2 protein-coding genes are annotated in these 24,981 nt (G+C 65.4%); both read left to right on the top strand.

The window, feature by feature from the left end; all coding sequences use genetic code 11:
- Window positions 1-135: 135 nt before the first annotated feature.
- Window positions 136-13,179, top strand: coding sequence for an amino acid adenylation domain-containing protein (locus tag NJC40_RS21265; protein WP_492180408.1), 13,044 nt, complete (start codon window positions 136-138; stop codon window positions 13,177-13,179).
- A complete protein-coding gene (locus NJC40_RS21260) occupies window positions 13,176-24,710 on the top strand; it encodes a non-ribosomal peptide synthetase (RefSeq protein WP_492180407.1) in 11,535 nt (3,844 codons plus the stop codon). Before NJC40_RS21265 ends, NJC40_RS21260 begins: the two co-directional genes overlap by 4 nt.
- The last annotated feature ends 271 nt before the right edge of the window (window positions 24,711-24,981 follow it).

Raw genomic sequence — 24,981 nt, 5'->3', positions numbered from 1 at the left:
CCCCTGTCAGAGTGCCACTGCCGGATGCTTTAGTTTTCTCCCCCGGTAGCGGGCCAGGAAGGCTCGCGTTGGCTTTGCAGTTGGAAAACGCCCGCCCGGCTGTTTCCGTCAACGATTTCACGGCAGGTTCTTCCCATGCATTTGCGCGAATTAATGGCTGTTCTTTCCACCCACGCGATCGGTCTGCAACGTGAAGGCGCCGATCTGATGTTGCTGGGCAACGATGAAACGCTAGACGATGCGCTGTGGGACAGCCTGGCCGAACATAAGGCCGGGCTGCTGGACATGCTCGCCCTGCGCGGTGGCAACTGGCTGAGCCCGGCCTACCGGATCACCCCGGACATGCTACCGCTGGTGCAGCTGGATCAGGCGGCCATCGACCGCATTGTCGCGACGGTGCCCGGTGGTGTGGCCAACCTGCAAGACATCTACCCGCTGGCGCCGTTGCAGGAGGGCATGCTTTATCACCACCTGGCTGCCGGGCAGGGCGACCCTTACGTGCTGCAGGCGCAGTTCGCCTTTGCCAGTGCCGAGCACCTGCAAGCCTTTGCCCAGGCGCTGCAATGGGTGATCGATCGCCACGATATCCTGCGCACCGCCATCGTCTGGGACCGGCTCGACGAGCCGCTGCAGGTGGTCTGGCGCCGGGCAACCCTGGCTTTTGAGACGCTGAGCCTGGCCACTGACGGCGATGTATTGCAGCAACTGCGCACCCGGCATGACTCGCGGCAGTTGCGTCTGGATGTTCGCCAGGCGCCGCTGCTGCGGCTGGTGTCTGCCGAGGACCCGGCCAATCAGCGGGTGGTGGCCTTGTTGCTGTTCCACCATATGGTTATGGATCACACCGCGCTGGACGTGGTGCGGCGCGAGATTCAGGCGGTGCTCGCCGGCCAGGCCGATCAGTTGCCGGCGGCCGTGCCGTTTCGCGATGCCTTGGCTCGAGTGCGGCTCAATAACGACATTGGCGCCCAAGAGCAATTTTTCACTGCCATGCTCGGCGACATTGATGCACCGACCTTGCCGTTCGGTTTGCAGGAAGCGGATGTAAAGGACATCGAAGAATCCAGGCTGATGCTCGACGCCGGCCTGAGCCGCACGCTGCGTGCGCAAGCTCGCCAGGCCGGGGTGAGTGTGGCAAGCCTTATGCACCTGGCCATGGCCCGGGTGCTGGGCGTGGTGTCCGGCCGCGAGGCGGTGGTGTTCGGCACCGTGCTGCTTGGCCGCATGGACGCCGGCGCCGGTGCCGAGCAGGCGTTGGGCATGTTTATTAACACCCTGCCGCTGCGGGTTGATGTTGGCGGGCAGGGCGTGCGCGACGCGGTGTTGGCCACCCATCAGCGGCTGACCGCCTTGCTCGGCCATGAACAGGCATCGCTGGCGCTGGCCCAGCGTTGCAGTGCGGTGAACGTGCCGACCCCGTTGTTCGGCGCGATTTTCAACTACCGGCACAGCGATGCCGTCGACGGCGCGCAGATCATCGACGTCGCCCCAGGCATCCAGATTCTCGGGGCCCAAGAGCGCACCAATTACCCGCTGACGGTGAACATCGACGACCTTGGCGAAGACTTGCGCATCACCGCCATGGCCGATACCCGCATTGGCGCCGAGCGGTTCACCCATTACCTGGAGACCGCGCTGCACAGACTGAGCCAGGCCCTTGAGCAGCAGCCGGACAGCGCGCTGCATGACCTGGACATTCTGCCGGCCCAAGAGCGCCAGCATTTGCTGCACGGTCTGAACCCGGCACCGCAGCAGTTTGCCGACCTGCCACTGATCCATCAGCAGTTCGAAGCCCACGCCGCAGCCCGGCCGCAGGCCACGGCGCTGATTTTCGAGGGGCAGCGGCTCAGTTATGGCCAATTGAACAGCCGCGCCAATCAGTTGGCCCATCATCTGCTGGCGCTGGGCGCCGGGCCGGATCAACGGGTGGCGATCTGTGTCGAGCGTGGCGTGGAAATGATCGTCGGCCTGCTGGGGGTGCTCAAGGCCGGCGCTGGCTATGTGCCCATCGATCCGGCTTACCCGCAGGAACGCATCGTCTTCACCCTGCAAGACAGCGCGCCGCTGGCAGTGCTGGTCCAGGGCGACAGCCGTGAGCGAGTCACCTCAGCCGGCCTGCCGATCATTGAGCTGGGCGATGCCGGGCTTGCCAGCCAGCCCACCAGTAATCCGCAGGTCGTCGGCCTGGGCCGCCAGCATCTGGCCTACGTCATCTATACCTCTGGCTCCACCGGCCTGCCCAAAGGGGTGATGGTCGAACACCGCAACGTCACCCGGCTGTTCTCGGCCACCCGTGAGTGGTTCGACTTCAACCAGCAGGATGTCTGGGCGCTGTTCCATTCTTTTGCTTTCGACTTTTCGGTCTGGGAAATCTGGGGGGCATTGGCCTACGGCGGTCAGTTGCTGATCGTGCCGCAACGTATCAGCCGTGAGCCGCAGGCGTGTTACGCCTTGCTCTGCGAGGCCGGCGTCAGCGTGCTGAACCAGACCCCCAGCGCGTTCCGCCAGCTGATCGCCGCCCAGCAGGGCAGCCCGTTCAAGCATTCGCTGCGTGAGGTGATCTTCGGTGGCGAGGCGCTGGAACCGGGCATGCTCAAGCCTTGGTACGCCAATCTGAGCAATGCCGGCACGCGGCTGGTGAACATGTACGGCATCACCGAGACCACCGTGCATGTTACCTACCGGCCGTTGCAGGCGGCCGACGCGCAACTGATCGGGGTCAGCCCGATCGGTCGGGCGATTCCCGACCTGCAACTGTATGTGCTGGACGAGCAACGCCAGCCGCTGCCGGTCGGCGTGGTGGGCGAGCTGTACGTCGGCGGTGCCGGGGTGGCCCGCGGCTACCTGAACCGCGAACAACTGAGTGCCGAGCGGTTTATCAACGATCCGTTCAGCAGCGACCCGCAGGCCCGCTTGTACCGGACCGGCGACCTGGCGCGCTGGAATGCCGAGGGCGACCTGGACTATCTGGGTCGCAATGACGATCAGGTAAAGATTCGCGGTTTCCGTATCGAACTGGGCGAAATCCAGGCGCGGCTGGCCGCCTGTGCCGGCGTGCGTGACGCGGTGGTGATCGCGCGCCAGGACAATCCCGGCGACCAGCGTCTGGTGGCTTACTGGATCGCCGCCGAGGGTGCAGCGCCGACGGTCGCTGAACTGCGCGAGCAATTGCTGGCAAACCTTGCCGACTACATGGTGCCCGGTGCGTTTGTGCGCCTGGATGCCTTGCCATTGACCACCAACGGCAAGCTCGACCGCAAGGCGCTGCCGCGCCCGGACAGCGAAGCGTTTGCCCGCCAGCAGTTCGAGGCCCCGCAAGGTGAGGTCGAGCAACTGATCGCCGGGCTCTGGCAGGACCTGCTGCAGATCGAGCGGGTCGGGCGGCATGACAACTTCTTTGAGCTGGGCGGTCACTCGTTATTGGCGGTCAAGCTGGTCGAGCGCATGCGCCAGCACGAATTGCACGCCGATGTGCGGGTGCTGTTCGGCCAACCGAATGTGGCTGCGCTGGCAGCGGCGGTGGGGGATTCACAGTACGCTGCGCCGCAGGTCGCGGTGCCGGCCAATCGCATTGCCGCCGATGCGCAGCACATCACCCCGGACCTGCTGCCGCTGGCCAGCCTGAGCCAGGCCCAGATCGACCAAGTGCTGGCCACCGTGCCGGGCGGCGCGGCCAATGTGCAAGACATCTACGCCCTGGCGCCGTTGCAGGCGGGGGTTCTTTACCACCACCTTGCCAGCGCTGCCGGTGACCCTTACGTGTTGCAGGTGCAGTTCGCGTTTGCCGATATCGAGCGGATCAAAGCCTTTGTCGCCGCTCTGAACACGGTGATTGCCCGTCATGACATTCTGCGCAGCAGCGTGGTCTGGGAAGGGCTCGAAGAAGCGGTGCAAGTGGTATGGCGCAGTGCGCCACTGGCCCTTGAGCGAATCGACGAAGCGCTTTTGCAGGGTGATGTACTGACGCAATTGCAGGCGCGTTTCGACCCCCGTCATTACCGCCTGGACCTGAGCCGGGCGCCGCTGCTGCGGCTGGCTTATACCCGCGACCCGGCCAACCGGCGCTGGGTCGGGATTTTGCTGCTGCATCACATCATCCTCGACCACACGGCGCTCGAAACCCTGGTTACCGAAATCAGCGCGGCGCTTGCCGGGGTTGCCCAGCCGCTGGCGCCGCCAGCGCAATACCGCAACTACGTGGCCCAGGCACGACTGGGTGCCAATGAGCAGGCTCATGAAGCGTTCTTCCGGGCCATGCTCGGTGACATCGACGAACCGACCCTGGCCTATGGCTTGCAGGATGTTCACGGCGACGGCAGTGCCATTGTCGACAGCCACCTGCCGGTCGATGCTGCACTGGATACACGCCTGCGTCAGCAGGCCCGGCACCTGGGCATCAGTATCGCGAGCCTGGTGCATCAAGCCTGGGCACTGGTGCTGGCGCGCCTGTCCGGGCGCGAGCAGGTGGTGTTTGGCACCGTGCTGCTGGGCCGTTTGCAGGGCGGCGAGGGCGCGGACCGGGCACTGGGCATGTTTATCAACACCTTGCCGCTGCGCATTGATGTCAATGCCGCCCCGGTATTGCAGGCGCTGCGCAGCACCCATCAAAGCCTGGCCGAGTTACTCGGTCATGAGCAGGCATCCTTGGCCCAGGCGCTGCGTTGCAGCGCGGTGCCGGCGGCCCAGCCGCTGTTTGGCACCTTGCTCAATTATCGCCACAACACCACGCCCGACAGCGGCGCGGCCGGTTGGCAAGGCATTGACGTACTCAGCTCCCGGGAGCGCAGCAACTACCCGCTGGTGGTCAACGTCGATGATTTCGGCAGCGGCCTGCGCCTGACCGTGCAAGCGCTGGCCAGCGTGGACGGGGTGCGGGTCTGCGAAGCCTTGCATGCGGCGCTGGACAACCTGGTTCTGGCTCTGGAGCAGGCCCCGCACCGTGCCGTGCACAAGGTTTCGGTGCTGTCGGCGGCCGAGCGCGAGCGGGTGGTGAGCGGTTTCAACCTGACCGGGCGTGACTATCCCCGCGAGCAAACCGTGCACCGGCTGTTCGAGCTGCAGGCTGCCCGCCAGCCGCAGGCGGTGGCGGCGGTGCATGGCGCGCAGCAGTTGAGCTATCGCGAGCTCAATGAGCAGGCCAACCGCCTGGCCTATCATCTGCTCGGCCTGGGCGTGCAGTCCGGGCACAGCGTGGCGGTGTTGCTGGAGCGTTCGTTGCCGCTGCTGGTGGCGCAACTGGCAATCAGCAAGTGCGCGGCGGTGTACGTGCCGCTGGATGTCAACGCCCCGGCCGAACGCCAGGCATTCATGGTTCAGGACAGCCAGGCGGTGCTGTTGCTGACCGAGAGCGGCCAGCCCGTGGATTACCCGGCGCGGCGCCTGAATCTCGACGAGCAGGTGCTGCACGATTACCCGGCCCACGATCCGCATCTGATGCAATCAGCCGAAGGCGTGGCTTACATCATGTACACCTCCGGTTCCACCGGCACGCCCAAAGGGGTGCTGGTGCCGCACCGGGCCATCAGCCGGCTGGTGATCAATAACGGCTTTGCCGAATTCAACGCGCAGGACCGGGTGGCCTTTGCCTCCAACCCGGCGTTCGACGCCAGCACCCTGGAAGTCTGGGCGCCGCTGCTCAACGGCGGTTGTGTGGTGGTGGTCGGCCAGGACACCGTGCTGTCGCGCCAGGACTTTGCCGCGTTGCTGGAGCAGCAGGCCATCAGTGTCCTGTGGCTGACCGCCGGGCTGTTTCATCAATACGCCGCAGACTTGCTGCCAGCGTTCAGCCGGTTGCGCTACCTGATGGTCGGTGGTGACGTGCTCGACCCGGCGGTGATCGCCCGGGTCCTGCGCGACGGCGCGCCGCAGCACCTGCTCAACGGCTATGGCCCGACCGAGGCCACTACCTTTACCACCACTGAGCTCATCACCCAGGCCGGGCCGGGCAGCATCCCGATTGGTCGGCCGATTGGTAACACCCGGGTTTATGTGCTCGACGCGCGCCAGCAGTTGTTGCCGGTCGGTGCGGTGGGCGAGCTGTACGTGGGCGGCGACGGCGTAGCCAAGGGCTACCTGAACCAGCCGCAACTGACTGACGAGCGTTTCATTGCCGACCCGTTCAGCGACCAGCCCCAGGCAAAGCTGTACCGCACCGGCGATCTGGTCAGTTGGCAGGCCGATGGCACCCTGCTGTATCTGGGCCGTAACGACCAGCAGGTGAAGATTCGCGGGTTCCGTATCGAGCCGGGTGAGATCGAAGCGCGGCTGGCGGCGCTGCCGGCATTGCGCGACGTGGCGGTGCTGGTGCGCGAGGACGCGCCGGGAGACAAACGCCTGGTGGCGTACTTCACTGTTCAGGCCGGCGCGCCTGCGCCATTGCTGGCCGAACTGCATGAGCATCTGCACAGCCAGTTGCCCGATTACATGGTGCCGGCTGCCTATGTGCAGCTCGATAGCCTGCCACTGACCCGCAACGGCAAGCTCGACCGCCGCGCCTTGCCGGCCCCGGACCAGCAGGCGCTGGTCAGCCGCGCGTTCGTGCCGCCTCAGGGCGATACCGAGATTGCCCTGGCGGCGATCTGGAGCGAGTTGCTCAAGGTCGAGCAGGTCGGGCGCTTCGATCACTTCTTCGAGCTGGGCGGGCATTCGCTGCTGGCCGTGACGCTGATCGAGCGCATGCGCCAGATCGGCCTGAGCTGCGACGTGCGTGCGCTGTTCAGCCAGCCAAGCCTGGCGGCGCTGGCGGCAGCGGTGGGCAGTGGCCGGGAAGTTCTGGTGCCGGACAACTTGATTGCGCGCGGCGCTGAACATATCAGCCCGGAGCAGTTGTCGCTGACCGTGCTGGACCAGCCGTCGATCGACCGGATCGTCAGCAGCGTGCCGGGCGGTGCGGCCAATGTGCAGGACATCTACGGCCTGGCACCGCTGCAGGAAGGCATTCTGTACCACCACATCAGCGCCGAACGCGGCGATCCGTACCTGTTGCAGTCGCGTCTGGCGTTTGACAGTGTCGAACGTCTACAGGCCTTCGCCGCGACGTTGCAGCAGGTCATCGACCGCCATGACATTCTGCGCACTGCGGTGCTCTGGCAGGACTTGCCCGCCGCCCAGCAAGTGGTCTGGCGCCACGCCGAGCTGCCGGTGCAGCACGTGCCGCTGGCGGCGCAGGACGGTGATGTGCTCAACCAGTTGCAGGCGCGTTTCGACGCCCGCCACTACCGGCTCGACCTGAGCCAGGCGCCGCTGTTGCGCATTGTTTACGCCGATGACCCGGTCAACCAGCGGGTGGTCGCGATTCTGCTGTTCCACCACCTGATCCTGGACCATACCGCCATGGAGGTGGTCGGTCAGGAAATGCAGGCGCTGATGTTCGGCCAGGCCCAGTCGCTGAGCCAGCCGGTGCCATACCGCAATTACGTGGCCCAGGCCCGGCTTGGCGCCAGCGAGCAGGAGCATGAGCTGTTCTTCCGTGAGCTGTTGGGCGATATCGACGAGCCGACCCTGCCGTTTGGCTTGCAGGACGTGCAAGGCGACGGGCGTGGCATCGAGGAGGCGCGCCTGCCGTTGGCGCCGGCCTTGAGCCGCCAACTGCGCGAGCAGGCCCGTCAGCTCGGGGTCAGTGCCGCGAGCCTGATGCACCTGGCCTGGGCGCGGGTATTGGGGGTTCTGGCCAACCGGCGTGACGTGGTGTTCGGCACCGTATTGCTCGGCCGCATGCAGGGCGGCGAGGGCGCCGACCGGGCGCTGGGGGTGTTCATCAATACCCTGCCGCTGCGGGTCGACACCCGTGCGGCGCTGCGTGACGGGGTCAAGACCACCCATCAACGCCTGACCGCCTTGCTCGGTCACGAACATGCCTCGCTGGCGCTGGCCCAGCGTTGCAGCGGCGTGGCCAAGGGCTCGCCGCTGTTCAGCGCCTTGCTTAACTACCGCCACAGCGCCGTCGAACACCAGCCGCGCGACGGCCAGGGGATCTGGGAAGGCGTGCAACTGCTGGGGGGTGAAGAGCGCAGCAATTACCCGCTGACCTTGAGTGTCGATGACCTGGGCGAAGACTTTGCCCTGACCGTGCTGGCCGCCAGCAGCATCGGCGCCGAGCGCATCTGCGGCTATATGCAGGCGGCCGTACAGCAATTGAGCGAGGCGCTGCGGGCTGATCCGGCGCAGACGCTGGAGCAGTTGCCGATTTTGCCGGCCGCTGAGCGCCAACAGCTGCTGGACGGTTTCAACGCCACGGCTGCTGACTACCCGCAAGGCCTGACCATTGACCAGCGCGTGGCCGCGCAGGCTGCCGAACGGCCCGACGCCGTAGCCGCCGTGTATCAGGGCCAGAGCCTGAGCTACGGGCAACTGGAGCAACGCGCCAACGGCCTGGCGGCCCAGCTGCTGGCGCAGGGCGTGCAGCCCGATGAGCGGGTGGCCGTGGTGGCCCGCCGTGGCCTCGACACCCTGGTGGGTTTGCTGGCGGTGCTCAAGGCCGGTGGTGCATACGTGCCGGTCGACCCGGCGCACCCGGCCGAGCGGCTGGCTTACCTGCTCAGCGACAGCCAGCCCAAGGTGGTGCTGACCTTGAGCGAGCTGGTTGGCCGGCTACCGGTGTTGTCAGTGCCAGTGATCGAACTGGACCGTCTGCCTTTAGCGCAGTTGAACGGCGAGCTGACTCAACGGGCCACGGTCAATAACCTGGCCTACGTGATCTACACCTCCGGCTCCACCGGTTTGCCCAAAGGTGTAATGGTCGAGCACCAGACCCTGAACAACCTGGTGGACTGGCACTGCGAGGCTTTCGATCTGGGCGTGGGCAAGCACACCTCCAGCCTGGCCGGCTTCGGTTTCGATGCCATGGCCTGGGAAGTCTGGCCGGCGCTGTGCAGCGGTGCGACCCTGCATCTGGCCCCGACCCAGGACGGCGAGCAGGACATCGAAGCCTTGCTCGACTGGTGGCGGGCTCAGCCGCTGGACGTCAGCTTCTTGCCGACCCCGGTAGCGGAATACGCCTTTAGCCAGCAACAGCCGCACCCGACCCTCAAGACCCTGTTGATCGGCGGTGACCGGCTGCGCCAGTTCCTGCGTGATCCAGGCTTTGCGGTGGTCAATAACTACGGCCCGACCGAAGCCACGGTGGTGGCGACCTCTGGCGTCATGCAGGTGGGTGAGCTGCTGCATATCGGCAAGCCGATGGCCAATGCCAAAGCTTACGTGCTGGACGAGCAACAGCAGCCGGTGCCAATCGGTGTGGTCGGTGAGCTGTATGTCGGCGGTGCCGGTGTGGCACGCGGCTACCTGAACCGTGAAGACCTGACCGCCGAACGCTTTTTGACTGACCCGTTCAATGGCGGGCGGATGTACCGCACCGGCGACCTGGTGCGCTGGCTGGCCGATGGCAACCTCGAATATCTGGGCCGTAATGACGACCAGGTGAAGATCCGCGGTGTGCGGGTCGAGCTGGGCGAGATTGAAGCCGCGCTGAGCAGCCATGCGGCCGTCAAGGATGCGGTGGCGCTGGTACGCGGCGGGCAACTGGTGGTCTGGTTCAGTGCCACACAGCCTGTGGACCTGCAGGCGCTGCGTGATTACCTGCAAGGCCGGTTGGCCGATTACCTGATACCGGCAGCCTGGGTACAGCTCGACAGCCTGCCGCTGACCGTCAATGGCAAGCTCGACCGCAAGGCGCTGCCGGACCCGGATCAGGAGGCGTTGCTCAGCCGTGAGTACCAGGCGCCGCAAGGCGAGACCGAAACGGCCCTGGCAGCGATCTGGGCTGAGGTGCTCAAGGTGCCGCGGGTCGGGCGTTTCGATCATTTCTTCGAACTGGGCGGGCATTCGTTGCTGGCGGTCACGCTGGTCGAGCGCATGCGCCAGGCCGGGCTGGCCAGCGATGTGCGGGTGCTGTTCAACCAGCCGACCCTGGCCGCGCTGGCCGCCGCCGTGGGCAACAGCCGTGAAGTGGCGGTGCCGGCCAACCTGATCACGCTTGATACGCAACGCATCACCCCCGACCTGCTGCCGCTGGTGCAGCTCGATCAGTCAGCCATCGACCATATTGTCGCCAGCGTGCCGGGCGGCGTGGCCAATGTGCAGGATATTTACCCGCTGGCGCCGTTGCAGGAAGGCATCCTCTATCACCACATCAGTGCCCGCCAGGGTGACCCGTACCTGCTGCAATCGTGCCTGGCCTTCGACAGCCATGAACGCCTGCTGGCCTTTGCTGACGCGCTGCGCGCGGTCATCGCCCGGCATGACATCCTGCGCACTGCGGTGCTCTGGCAGGGGCTGCCGACCCCGGTGCAGGTGGTCTGGCGCCAGGCGCCCTTGCCGTTGCTGGAAGTGCAGCTCGACCTGGCCGCCGGCGATGTGCTGACCCAGTTGCAAGCGCGCTTCGACGCCCGCGATTACCGCCTGGACATCAGCCAGGCGCCGCTGGTCCAGTTGGTGCTGGCCAATGATCCGGCCAATCAGCGGGTGGTCGCGATCCTGCTGTTCCATCACTTGGCGCTGGACCATACCGCGCTGGAGGTGGTACGCCAGGAAATGCAGGTCAGCCTGCTGGGCCTGGACGCCTCGCTGGGCCAGGCAATTCCCTATCGCAACTATGTGGTGCAGGCTCGCCATGGGGTCAGTGAGCAGGAGCATGAAGGGTTTTTCCGCGACATGCTTGGCGACATCGACGAGCCAACCCTGCCGTTTGGCCTGCGTGACGTGCAGGGTGACGGCGCCGATATCGAACAATTCCAGCTGGAGCTGGCGACCAGCCTGGCCAGCCGCCTGCGCAGTCAGGCGCAACAGGCCGGGGTCAGTGCGGCGAGCCTGTTCCACCTGGCCTGGGCACGGGTGCTGGGCGCCACCAGCGGCAAGGACAGCGTGGTGTTCGGCACCGTGTTGCTTGGCCGCCTGCAAGGCGGTGCCGGCGCTGATCGCGGCCTGGGGATGTTCATCAATACCTTGCCGCTGCGGGTCGACCTTGACGGTGCCGGTGTGCGTGACGCGCTCAAAAGCACCCATGCCCGGCTCAGTGCGCTATTGGTGCATGAACACGCGCCGTTAGCCCTGGCCCAGCGTTGCAGCGGGGTGGCCGCGCCGCTACCGCTGTTCAGCGCGATGCTCAACTTCCGTCACAGCGAGAACCACGCCAGCCAGCAACAAGCCTTGCAAGGCATCGTCACCCTCAAGCATGAAGGGCGCACCAACTACCCGCTGACCCTGAATGCCGACGATTTGGGTGATGGTTTTAGACTGACTGTCTTGACGCCGGCCAGCATCGGTGCCGAGCGCCTGTGCGGCTACATGCAGCAGGCTCTGAGCGAGCTGGTCGAGGCTCTGGAGCAGCAGCCGCGGCGGCCGGTCAATACCCTGCCGGTGCTGGACAACGAAGAACGTCAGCAACTGCTGGAAGGCTTCAACGCCACCGCCGTACCTTACGATCTTGAGCAGACCCTGCACGGGCTTTTCTCTGCCCAGGTGCAGCGCACCCCGAATGCTACGGCATTGCAGGCCGGTGAGCAGGTGCTCAGCTACGCACAACTGGAGGCACGGGCCGATGCCCTGGCTCAGGTGCTGATTGAGCAGGGCGTACAGCCCGATGCTCGGGTGGCGATCTGTGTCGAGCGCAGTGTCGAGATGGTGGTCGGCTTGCTGGGCATCCTCAAGGCTGGCGGTGCCTATGTGCCGCTGGACCCGGCGTATCCGCTGGAGCGCCTGCAGCACATGCTCGAAGACAGCAAGCCGGTGGTGTTGCTGGTGCATCAAGCGACCCGCAATCTGTTGCCCGTCAGCGGCATCCCGGTCATCAATCTGGAGACAATTGTCGCTGGAGCACCTGTAGGCGCGAGCTTGCTCGCGAATGCATCGGCCTCAAATCTGGCCTATGTGATCTACACCTCCGGTTCTACCGGCAAGCCCAAAGGGGTGATGAACGAGCACGCTGCGGTGGTCAACCGCCTGCTGTGGATGCAGGACGCCTATGGCCTGACGGCGCAAGACCGGATCTTGCAAAAGACCCCGTTCAGCTTCGACGTCTCGGTGTGGGAGTTCTTCTGGCCGTTGATCACTGGCGCGCAACTGGTCATGGCCAAGCCGGAGGGCCATAAAGACCCGGCCTATTTGAAACGGATCATCGATCAGCAGCAGATCACCACCCTGCATTTCGTGCCCTCGATGCTGGAGGTGTTCCTGGCCCATGGCGAGGCGGGCGATTGCACGTCGCTCAAGCGCGTGGTGTGCAGCGGTGAAGCCCTGCCGGGCCACCTGGTGCGGCGCTTCAAGACGCTGTTGCCGCACAGCGAACTGCACAACCTGTATGGCCCCACCGAAGCAGCAGTGGACGTCACCGCCTGGGATTGCGCCGGGCCGCTGGAGCAGACCCCGGACAACACGCCGATCGGCCAGCCGATTGCCAATACCCGCATGTACATCCTCGACAGCCAGCAACAACCGGTGCCACTGGGTGTGGTCGGTGAGCTGTACATCGGTGGCGTGCAGGTGGCGCGCGGTTACCTGAACCGCCCGGAGCTGAATGCCGAACGTTTCCTCAATGACCCGTTTGTTGACGGCCGCATGTACCGTACCGGCGACGTCGCACGCTATCTGGCCGATGGCACCATCGAATATCTGGGGCGTAATGACGACCAGGTGAAGATCCGTGGTCTGCGAATTGAGCTGGGCGAGATTCAGTCACGCCTGACCGATCAGTCTGAAATTAATGAAGCAGTAGTGGTTGCCCGCGAAGACGTGCCGGGCGACAAGCGTCTGGTGGCGTACTACACCGCTGCCCATGCCCTGGAAATCGCCACCTTGAGGGCGCACCTGCTGGCAAGCCTGCCGGAGTTCATGGTCCCGGCGCAGTTTGTCCATCTGCCGGCCTTGCCGCTGAGCCCCAACGGCAAACTGGACCGCAAGGCCCTGCCGGCGCCGGATGCGCAATCGCTGGCGGTGCGTGAATACCAGGCGCCACAGGGCGAGCTGGAAATCACCCTGGCCGGGCTGTGGGCCGAGCTGCTTGGGGTGGAGCGGGTCGGACGGCAGGATCACTTCTTTGAGCTGGGCGGGCATTCGTTATTGGCCGTGACCCTGATCGGCCGTCTGCAACAGCAAGGAATCGAGGCCGATGTCAGGGCGTTGTTCGAGCAACCGACCCTGGCCGGCTACGCGGCAATTACGGAAAGAATGGAGATCGTCCTGTGAGCCTGAATGACGTATTGGCGGCCCTGAAGGCCAAGGACATCCAGTTGGCGCTCAAGGATGACCAACTGGTGGTGCAAGGCAACCGGCAGGCGCTCAGCGAGCCGGGCATGCTGGCGATATTGCGCGCGCACAAGCCGGCGTTGCTGGAGCTGATTCGCGCAGGGCTATACGACCCCGGCAACACCGGCCAGGTCACGGTGCCGGCCAATGCCATTACCGAAGCAACCACCCGGATCACCCCGGCGATGCTTAACCTGGTAAGCCTGGACCAGGCCCAGATCGACGCCATCGTCGCCACGGTGCCGGGCGGGGCGGCCAATGTGCAGGACATCTACCCGCTGGCACCGCTGCAGGAGGGCATTCTTTATCACCATGTCAGCGCCAGTGGCGGTGACCCTTATGTGCTGCAGGCGCAGTTTGTGTTTGCCAGCGAACAACGCCTGGACGCCTTTGTGCTGGCCTTGCAGGCGGTGATCGACCGCCACGACATTCTGCGCAGCGCGGTGCTCTGGCAGGGCCTGCCAGCACCCGTGCAAGTGGTCTGGCGCCAGGCCTTTCTGATTCAGCAGGAAGTGCTCGCTGCGCCCGGCCAGACGCCCCAATCGGCGCTGCAACAACACTTTGACCCGACCCGTTTGCGGCTGGACGTCAGCCGGGCGCCGCTGCTGCAACTGGGCTTCAGCCGTCACCCAGAAAACGGCACGATCAGCGCGGTGCTGCTGTTTCACCATATGGCACTGGACCACAGTGCACTGGATGTCGTGCGCCATGAAATGCAGGCGTTTCTCAGTGGCCAGGGCGGCAAACTGGGCAAGCCGGTGCCATTTCGCAATTACGTGGCCCAGGCCCGGCTGGGCACCAGCGAGGCCGATCACGAAGCGTTTTTCCGCGACATGCTCGGTGCGGTCCACGAGCCGACCTTGCCGTTTGGTTTGCATGATGTGCAGGGCGACGGCAGCGCGACCCGCGAGACCGGCCTGAACCTGCCGCCGCCACTGAGCCTGCGCTTGCGTGAACAGGCGCGCCAGCAGGGCATCAGCGCCGCCAGCCTGTTCCATCTGGCCTGGGCGCGGGTGTTGAGCGTGCTCAGCGGCCAGGCCCGGGTGGTGTTCGGCACGGTGTTGATGGGCCGCCTGCAAGGCGCCGAAGCCACTGACCGGGCGCTGGGCATTTTCATCAATACCTTGCCATTGCGGGTGGATATCGACGGCGCGGCCACCGACCAGGCATTGAAAGCCACCCATGCCCGGCTGATCAGCCTGATGCGCCACGAGCACGCACCGCTGGCCCTGGCCCAACGCTGCAGCGGCGTGGCGGCTCCGGCGCCGTTGTTCAGCGCGTTGCTCAACTACCGACACAGCGCCAGCGGCACCGTGGCCGGCGCCAATGCCGAGGCGCTGGCGGCCTGGGAGGGCATCGACACCCGTCATGGCCGCGAGCGCACCAATTTCCCGCTGACCCTGAGCGTCGATGACCTGGGTCGTGAGTTCAGTCTCAGCCTGCTGAGCACGGCGGGCATCGACGGCCCGCGAGTCTGCCAGTACATGCTCTGCGCCGTGGAGCAACTGGTCCAGGCGCTGGAGCTGACCCCGCAGATCGCCATTGATAGCTTGCCGATCCTGCCGGCGGCTGAGCGCCGCCAGCTATTGAACGGCTTCAACGCCACGGCCGCGGATTATCCGCAGCACCTGACCATTGATCAGCGCGTGGCCGCGCAGGCTGCCGAACGGCCCGACGCCGTAGCCGCCGTGTATCAGGGCCAGAGCCTGAGCTATGGGCAACTGGAGCAGCGCGCCAACGGCCTGGCGGCTCAATTGCTGGCGCAGGGCGTCCAGCCCGATGAGCGGGTGGCCGTGGTGGCCCGCCGTGGCCTCGACACCCTGGTGGGGTTGCTGGCGGTGCTCAAAGCCGGCGGCGCATACGTGCCGGTCGACCCGGCGCACCCGGCCGAGCGGCTGGCTTACCTGCTCAGTGACAGCCAGCCCAAGGTGGTGCTGACCTTGAGCGAGCTGGTTGGCCGGCTACCGGTGTTGTCAGTGCCGGTGATCGAACTGGACCGTCTGCCTTTAGCCCAGCTAAACGTCGAGCTGACTCAACGGGCCACGGTCAATAACCTGGCCTACGTGATCTACACCTCCGGCTCCACCGGTTTGCCCAAAGGTGTAATGGTCGAGCACCAGACCCTGAACAATCTGGTGGACTGGCACTGTCAAGCCTTCGAGCTTGGCGCGGGCAAACACACCTCCAGCCTGGCCGGCTTCGGTTTCGACGCCATGGCCTGGGAAATCTGGCCGGCACTGTGCAGTGGCGCGACCCTGCATCTGGCCCCGACTCAGGACGGCGAACAGGACATCGAAGCCTTGCTCGACTGGTGGCGGGCTCAGCCGCTGGACGTCAGCTTCCTGCCCACGCCTGTTGCCGAATACGCCTTTAGCCAGCAACAGCCGCATCCGACGCTAAAGACCCTGTTGATCGGCGGTGACCGGCTGCGCCAGTTCCAGCGTGATCCAGGCTTTGCGGTGGTCAATAACTACGGCCCGACCGAAGCCACCGTGGTAGCGACCTCCGGGGTCATGCAGGTCGACGGTTTGCTGCATATCGGCAAGCCGATGGCCAATTCCAGGGCTTACGTGCTGGACGAGCAACAGCAGCCGGTGCCAATCGGTGTGGTCGGTGAGTTGTATGTCGGCGGCGCCGGTGTGGCGCGGGGTTATCTGAACCGTGAAGACCTCACCGCCGAGCGCTTTTTGACTGACCCGTTCAATGGCGGGCGGATGTACCGCACCGGCGACCTGGTGCGCTGGCTGGCCGATGGCAACCTCGAATATCTGGGCCGTAATGACGACCAGGTGAAGATCCGCGGTGTGCGCATCGAGCTGGGCGAGATTGAAAGCGCATTGGCGCACGTACCGGGCATCAAAGAGGCGGTGGTGCTGGCGCTGGAAGACGAGCCCGGCCAGAGCCGGCTGGTGGCCTGGTTCACCGCTGCCCAGGTCATGGAGCCGCCTGTGTTGCGTGAGCAACTGCTCGGCGTATTGCCGGAGTACATGGTGCCGGTGGCGTTTGTCAGCCTTGACGCGCTGCCGCTGACCGCCAACGGCAAGGTCGATCGCCGCGCCTTGCCGCGTCCGCAGCGCAGTGCCTTGTTCAGCCACGGTTACCAGGCGCCGCAGGGCGAACTGGAAACCGCGCTGGCGCAGATCTGGGGCGAGTTGCTCGGCGTGGAGCGAGTGAGCCGCCATGACCGCTTCTTCGAACTGGGCGGGCATTCGCTGCTGGCCATGCGTCTGGCCGCCCAGGTGCGCCAGCGGCTGGGGGTGGAGCTGAGCCTGGGCGAGCTATTCGCCAATGGCGAGCTTGCTGCCGTGGCCCAATCGCTGAGCCGCGCCAGCCGCAGCAGCCAGCCAGAGATTATGCCGGTGGCGCGCAATGAGCCGCTGCCGTTGTCGTTTGCCCAGCAGCGGCTGTGGTTCCTCGCCCAGATGCAGGGCGCCAGTGCGGCCTACAACATTGCCGTACGGCTGCGCCTGAGTGGCCGGCTCGATGAGCATGCCCTGCAACGCGCGCTGAGCCGTATCGTGGCCCGCCATGAGACGTTGCGCAGCCGGTTTGTCGCCCATGACGATGAACCGCGGGTGCACATCAGCCCGGCCGAAGGCGGGGCGCTGCTGCGCGTCAGTGACGCGCAGGGGCTGGATATCGATGCGCTGATGCGTGAGGAGGCGGCGCGGCCTTTCGATTTGCAGCACGACGCACTGATTCGTGGTCAGCTGCTGCGCATTGCCGACGACCAGCATGTGCTGTTGTTGACCTTGCACCACATCATCGCTGACGGCTGGTCGATGGGCGTGCTGACCCGTGAACTGGCCGCCTTGTATCAAGCCTTCAGCCAGGGGGCGGCCGACCCGTTGCCGCCTCTGGCGCTGCAATATGGTGACTACGCCGTGTGGCAACGGCGCTGGCTCAGCGGTGAAGTGCTCAGCCAGCAGGCCGACTACTGGCGTCAGACCCTGGCCGGGGCTGCGGCGCAACTGCTGCTGCCCACCGACCGCCCACGCCCGGCGCAGCAGGACTACAGCGGCGCCAGTGTGCCGTTCGAACTCAATGCCCGGCTGAGCGCCGGGCTCAAGGCCCTGGCCCGGCGTCACGGGGTGACCCTGTATATGGTCATGCTCAGTGCCTGGGCACAGTTGCTTGGGCGCTTGTCCGGTCAGCAAGAGGTGGTGATCGGCTCGCCGGTGGCCAACCGTGATCCTGCACAAATCGATAACCTGATCGGGTTGTTCGTCAATACCGTGGCCCTGCGCATCGACATCAGCGACGCGCCTGACACCCGGACCCTGCTGGCACGGGTCAAGGACCGGGTATTGCAGGCCCAGGCGCATCAGGCATTGCCGTTCGAGCAGGTGGTCGAGGCTGTGCGCCCGGCCCGCAGCCTGGCTTACAGCCCGATCTTCCAGACCTTGCTGAGCTGGGACTCGGGGCTGGATGGCGGGCTGGACGGTAGCGCCGATGGCCAGCCGATGCTGGGCGAGTTGCATCTGCAAGGTATTGCCCAGCACAGCCAGGTGGCCAAGTTCGACCTGTCACTGAACCTGGGCGAAACCGCCAGCGGTATTGGCGGCAATCTGGAATACGCCAGCGCCTTGTTTGATGCCACGACCATCGAGCGTTATGCCGGCTACTTGCAGCGCACCCTGCAGGCCATGCTGGATGCCGAGCAGGCTGCGCTGGAATATGCCGACATTCTCACGGCCGAGGAACGCTGGCAGTTGCTGGAAGGCTTCAACGCCACCGCGGTACCTTACGATCTTGAGCAGACCCTGCACGGGCTTTTCTCTGCCCAGGTGCAGCGCACCCCGAATGCTACGGCATTGCAGGCCGGTGAGCAGGTGCTCAGCTACGCACAACTGGAGGCACGGGCCGATGCTCTGGCTCAGGTGCTGATTGAGCAGGGCGTACAGCCCGATGCGCGGGTGGCGATCTGTGTCGAGCGCAGTGTCGAGATGGTGGTCGGCCTGCTGGGCATTCTCAAGGCTGGCGGTGCCTACGTGCCGCTGGACCCGGCGTATCCGCTGGAGCGCCTGCAGCACATGCTTGAAGACAGCGAGCCGGTGGTGTTGCTGGTGCATCAAGCGACCCGCAACCTGTTGCCCGTCAGCGGCATCCCGGTCATCAATCTGGAGACAATTGTCGCTGGAGCACCTGTAGGCGCTAGCTTGCTCGCGAATGCATCGGCCTCAAATCTGGCCTATGTGATCTACACCTCCGGTTCTACCGGCAAGCCCAAAGGGGTGATGAACGAGCACGCTGCGGTGGTCAACCGCCTGCTGTGGATGCAGGACGCCTATGGCCTGACGGCGCAAGACCGGATCTTGCAAAAGACCCCGTTCAGCTTCGACGTCTCGGTGTGGGAGTTCTTCTGGCCGTTGATCACTGGCGCGCAACTGGTCATGGCCAAGCCGGAGGGCCATAAAGACCCGGCCTATTTGAAGCGGATCATCGATCAGCAGCAGATCACCACCCTGCATTTCGTGCCCTCGATGCTGGAGGTGTTCCTGGCCCATGGCGAGGCGGGCGATTGCACGTCGCTCAAGCGCGTGGTGTGCAGCGGTGAAGCCCTGCCGGGCCACCTGGTGCGGCGCTTCAAGACGCAGTTGCCGCACAGCGAACTGCACAACCTGTATGGCCCCACCGAAGCGGCAGTGGACGTCACCGCCTGGGATTGCGCCGGGCCGCTGGAGCAGACCCCGGACAACACGCCGATCGGCCAGCCGATTGCCAATACCCGCATGTACATCCTCGACAGCCAGCAACAACCGGTGCCACTGGGTGTGGTCGGTGAGCTGTACATCGGTGGCGTGCAGGTGGCGCGCGGTTACCTGAACCGCCCGGAGCTGAATGCCGAACGTTTCCTCAATGACCCGTTTGCGGACGGCCGCATGTACCGTACCGGCGACGTCGCACGCTATCTGGCCGATGGCACGATTGAGTATCTGGGACGTAATGACGACCAGGTGAAGATCCGTGGTCTGCGGATCGAGCTGGGCGAGATTCAGTCATCCCTGACCGATCAGTCTGAAATTAATGAAGCAGTCGTGGTTGCCCGCGAAGACGTGCCGGGCGACAAGCGTCTGGTGGCGTACTACACCGCTGCCCATGCCCTGGAAATCGCCACCTTGAGGGCGCACCTGCTGGCAAGCCTGCCGGAGTTCATGGTCCCGGCGCAGTTCGTGCACTTGGCGGCCTTGCCGCTGAGCCCCAACGGCAAGCTGGACCGCAAGGCCCTGCCGGCGCCGGATGCGCAATCGCTGGCGGTGCGTGAATACCAGCCGCCACAGGGCGAGCTGGAAATCACCCTGGCCGGGCTGTGGGCCGAGCTGCTGGGGGTGGAGCGGGTTGGACGGCAGGATCACTTCTTTGAGCTGGGCGGGCATTCGCTGTTGGCCGTGACCCTGGTGGCGCGCCTGCGCCGGTTGGGGCTGGCCACGGATGTGCAGGTGTTGTTTGGCCAGCCGACCCTGGCGGCGCTGGCGGCGACCCTGAGCCGTGGCCCGCAGGCTGATGTACCGGCCAATCGGATCCCGGCAGGTTGCACCCAGATCACCCCTGAGTTGTTACCACTGCTGGCGCTGCAACAGAGCGATATCAACCGCATCGTTGCCAGCGTCCCTGGCGGCGCTGCCAATGTGCAGGACATCTATCCGCTGGCGCCGTTGCAGGCCGGGATTCTCTACCATCACCTGGCCGCCGGTGAGGGCGACCCCTATGTGTTGCAGGCGCAGTTCGCGTTTGCCGATCCGCAGCGTCTCGATGCGTTTGCCCAGGCCTTGCAGGCGGTGATTGATCGCCACGATATCCTGCGCAGTTCGATGTTCTGGGACGCGCTGGCGGAGCCGGTGCAGGTGGTCTGGCGCCAGGCCACGCTGATCCGTGAAACATTCCACGCCGCGCCGGGCGAGGCCGGGCTGTTGCAACAGTTGCAGGCCCGTTACGCCAGCCATAGCTACCGCATGCCGCTGGATCAGGCGCCGCTGCTGCGCCTGGTGCAGGCGCAAGAGCCGGGCAGCCAGCGAGTAGTGGCCTTGCTGCTATTCCATCATCTGGTCATGGACCACGTGGCGCTGGAGGTGTTGCGCCATGAAATGCAGGCGCTGTTGGTGCACGAGCAAGCGAGCCTGCCGGCCCCGGTGCCGTATCGCACTTACGTCGCGCTCAGCCGTCAGGGGCTGGGCGAGGAACAACACCGTGCGCTGTTCAGCGAGATGCTCGCTGATGTCGATGAGCCGACCTTGCCGTTTGGTATCGCGCAGCTTGCCGCCGGGCCGACCGGCCGGGCACAGCAGCGGGTCGACGACGCCTTGAGTGTGCGCCTGCGCGAGCAGGCCCGGCGGCTGGGCGTCAGCACCGCCAGCCTGGTGCATCTGGCCTGGGCGCGGCTGCTGGGGCAGCTAGCGGGGCGTGATGATGTGCTGTTTGGCACCGTGTTGCTGGGGCGTCTGCAGGGCGGCGAGGGTGCCGAACGGGCGCTGGGGGTGTTCATCAATACCCTGCCGCTGCGCGTCAGGCTTGCCGAGGATAGCGTCGAGGTCGCCGCCCGCGCAGTACACGCCGGGCTGACCCGCTTGCTGCGCCACGAACACGCGCCGTTGGCGCTGGCCCAGCGCTGCAGCGGCCTGGCCGCCGGCACGCCGCTGTTCAGCGCCTTGCTCAACTACCGGCACAGCGCCGAGCCGGCCGATGCGGCCAGCCAGGGCCGGCAGGCCTGGCAAGGCATTGAAGTGCTGCACAGTGAGGAACGCACCAACTACCCGCTGACCTTGAGTGTCGATGATCTGGGCAGCGGCTTGAGCCTGACCGCCCTGACCACGTCGGGCATCAATGCCAGCCGGGTGTGCGGGGCAATGGCTGAGGTCTTGCAGCAACTGACACTGGCGCTGGAGCAGGCGCCGCAGTCTGCGCTGCTGGCGCTGGATCCGCTGCCAGCGGCTGAACGCCAACGCTTGCTGGTGGATTTCAATGCCAGCGCCCGTGACTACCCACGCGAACTGACGGCCCATGCGGCGTTTGAACGGCAGGTCGCGCAGCAACCGCAGGCCACGGCGGTGGTGGACGGGTCGCAGACCTTAAGCTACGAGCAACTCAACGCCCGTGCCAACCGCCTGGCGCATTACCTGATCGGTATCGGAGTCAAACCCGGCGATCATCTGGCAATCCTGTTGCCACGCAGCATCGACTTGCTGGTCAGCCAGTTGGCGATCAGCAAATGCGCGGCGGTGTATGTGCCGCTGGACATTCATGCGCCGGCCGAGCGCCAGGCGTTTATCGTCCAGGACAGCCAGGCCGTGGCGTTGCTGACCCGCAGCGACACCGCGCTGGAGTACCCGGCCCGGCGCCTGGATCTGGACCAGTTGCCACTTGCCGACCAATCGGTCCATAACCCGCAACTGGCGCAGGACGCCGCTGCGCCGGTGTACATCATGTACACCTCCGGCTCCACCGGCACGCCCAAGGGCGTGCTGATCGCCCATCGCGGCATCACCCGGCTGGTGCTCAACAGCAACTATGCCGACTTCAACGCCCAAGACCGGGTGGCCTTCGCCTCCAACCCGGCATTCGACGCCAGCACCATGGACGTATGGGGGGCGTTGCTCAACGGCGGCTGCGTGGTGGTGGTCGACCACGCCACCTTGCTCGACCCGCAACGCTTCGCCGATTGCCTGCGCGAGCAGCAAGTCAGCATCCTGTTCGTCACCACCGCGTTGTTCAATCAGTACGTGCAGTTGATGCCCGAGGTACTGGCCGGGCTGCGGATTCTGCTGTGTGGCGGTGAACGGGCCGAGCCGGCGATGTTCAGGCGGCTGCTGGCCGTGGCGCCGAAGCTGCGACTGGTGCATTGCTATGGGCCGACCGAGACCACCACCTACGCCACCACCTACGAGGTGCAGGCGGTGGATGAGCACGCCCAGGGCGTACCGATCGGCGGGCCGATTGCCAACAGCACGGTCTATGTTCTGGATGCGCGGCAGCAGCCGGTGCCGTTGGGGGTGCCCGGTGAGTTGTATATCGGCGGCGACGGGGTGGCGCGCGGTTACCTGAACCGCCCTGAGCTGACCGCCGAGAAATTCCTCCGTGACCCATTCAGCCCACAGGCCGACGCGCTGATGTACCGCACGGGCGACCAGGTCCGCTGGCTGGAGAGCGGCCAGCTGGAATACATCGGTCGGCATGACGATCAGGTCAAGATTCGTGGTTTCCGTGTCGAGCTGGGCGAAATCGAAGCACGCCTGGCCGCCTGTCCGGGCGTCAAGAACGTGGTGGTGCTGGCCCGCCAGATCGAACCTGGCACCCTGCGGCTGGTTGCCTGGTACACCGTGGCCGAGCAGCCCGGCGCATGCCCTGATAACGCTGCGCTGCGGGCCTGGCTGCAGGCGCGTCTGCCGGAGTACATGGTGCCGGCCGCCTGGGTGCGGATGAGCCAGTTGCCGCTGACCAACAACGGCAAGGTTGACCGCAAGGCATTGCCGATGCCGTCCCCGGAAGCCTTTGTCAGCCGCGTTTTCGAGGCCCCGCAAGGCGAGCTGGAGCAGCAACTGGCGGCCTGTTGGCGCGAAGTGTTGCAGGTGCCGCAAGTGGGCCGCCATGACAGTTTCTTCGAGCTGGGCGGTCATTCATTGCTGGCCGTGCGGCTGGTCAACCAATTGCAGCAGGCCGGGCTGAGTATCACCCTGGCCGAGCTGTTCCAGCACGTCAGTGTCGAGTCTGTGGCCGCCTTGCTGGCGCAACGCAGCGGCTTGCCGGAGCAGAATCAGGCGCTGATTACCGTGCGCGGCGGGGGCAGCGGCACGCCGTTATTTCTGGTTCATGAGTTCAGCGGCCTGGATGTGTATTTCCCGGCGCTGGGCCGGCACATCGACGGCGACTTCCCGATCTACGGCCTGCCGGGTATCGCGTTGGGCCAGCCGCAACTGCAGACCATGGAATGCCTGGCCGCACGGCTGGTGACGGTGATCCGCAGCGCCCAGCCTGAAGGGCCTTATCGTCTGGCCGGCTGGTCATTCGGTGGGGTGCTGGCCTTTGAGGTCGCCCTGCAACTGCTGGGCATGGACCAGCAGGTCGAGTTCCTCGGCCTGCTCGACACCTATGTGCCGCGCTGGACCGACCAGGGCAAGGCGCGCTGGTCCGGCGTCGATGTGCTGCAACAACAACTGCTGCTGCACTGCCGCATGCATTGGCTGAGCCAGGGCGAGGCTGGCCGGCAGCCGTTGCAGGACCTTGATCGGTTACCGGCGGGGCTTGAGTTCAACGAACTGCTGCAACGCTGCCGCGACCAGCAGTTGCTGTATCCGGACCTGGCCGCTGCCAGTGCAGCGGACCTGCAACAGTTCATGGCCCGGGAAGTGGCCCACGGGCATGCGCTGGCGCATTACCGGATCAACCCGATCAACCTGCCGGTCCACCTATTCTGCGCCGCCGAGCGGCCGACCCCGCTGTCGCAGCGCAGCCCGAGCCTGGGCTGGGAAACCCAACTGGCGGCCGGGCAATTGTGCTGCATCGAGGTGCCGGGCGATCACCAGAGCATGATGCAGGCACCCCATGTGCAGGTGCTGGGCCAGGCGCTGAGCGCTGCCATGAGCCGGGCGCAGCAGGCGCGGGCCGGGCAGCCACAGGCTGCGGCGTACCAGCCGTTGGTCACCATCCAGAGCGGCCAGCCAAGCCATGCACCGGTGTTCTGCGTGCCGGGCGCCGGCGACAGCATCACCAGCTTTATTGGCCTGAGCGAAGCGCTGGGTCCGGAATGGCCGATCCACGGTCTGCAACCGCGTGGCCTGGACGGTACCTCGGTGCCCCACAGCCGGGTCGAAGCGGCCGCGCGCTTCTACGTGCAAGCCATCGAACAGGTCTACCCGCACGGGCCGCTGAACCTGGTCGGGCATTCATTCGGCGGCTGGGTGGCTTACGCAATGGCGGCCGAACTTCAACGCCGTGGCCGGGAAATCACCTCGCTGACCCTGATCGACAGCGAAGCGCCCGGCAGCAGCGGTGTGGCGGGGCGGTCCTACACCACCACCGCCGCCTTGCAGCGGTTGATCGAAGCCTTGCAACTGGCCTCGGGCAAGTCGCTGGGCATTGACCCGCAGGTGTTTGCCGACGCCGACGACGCCAGCCAGTTGCAGCTCTTGCACCAGGGCCTGGTCAGCGCTGGCGTGCTGTCGCGCCACTCGGCTCCCGACGCCATGCACGGACCTGCGCGCACCTACGCCACCGCTTTGCGAACCCGCTACCGCCCGACCCAACGCTACGACGGCCCGCTGCGCCTGGTGCTGGTCGATGACCCGGTGCTGGACAGCGCCGGCAACCAGCGCGAACAAACCAACATGCTCAACGGCTGGGAAAAACTCACTCCGGAACTGGCCGTCTGGTACGGCCCCGGCAATCATTTCACCATCCTCAAAACCCCCAACGTCTATAGCCTCGCCGCTTGGTGGCACGACGGACAGACCGTCACCGAAGGAGAGGTGTTGTCATGAAACCTGGAGTGCGAATCCATTCTTGCTCCAGCATTGTTCTGGTAGCCCGATGGGAGTTGGCTTGCCGGGATGCCGGACCACGACCGATACAGGGTGACATCCACAGCAGATGTGCCGCTTTTGCTGGCCCCTTCGCGAGCAGAGCTCGCTCCCACCGGGTTCGCGGTGTTTATTCGGACAGTGTTGACGCCAGCTCTTGCTCGTCGAACCGGGATCTCACAGACGCCGCCGAACGCGACGTTGGTGCTGGCCGAGTGCAGGTGTCATGGAA

The organism is Pseudomonas sp. 21LCFQ02 (assembly GCF_024129895.2).
GTDB lineage: Bacteria > Pseudomonadota > Gammaproteobacteria > Pseudomonadales > Pseudomonadaceae > Aquipseudomonas.
This window is presented reverse-complemented; position numbering and strand designations above follow the sequence as displayed.

Bases quoted from the DNA above. Each gene is read 5' to 3' on its own strand.
- NJC40_RS21265 (WP_492180408.1), top strand. From the start codon at position 136: ATGCATTTGCGCGAATTAATGGCTGTTCTTTCCACCCACGCGATCGGT.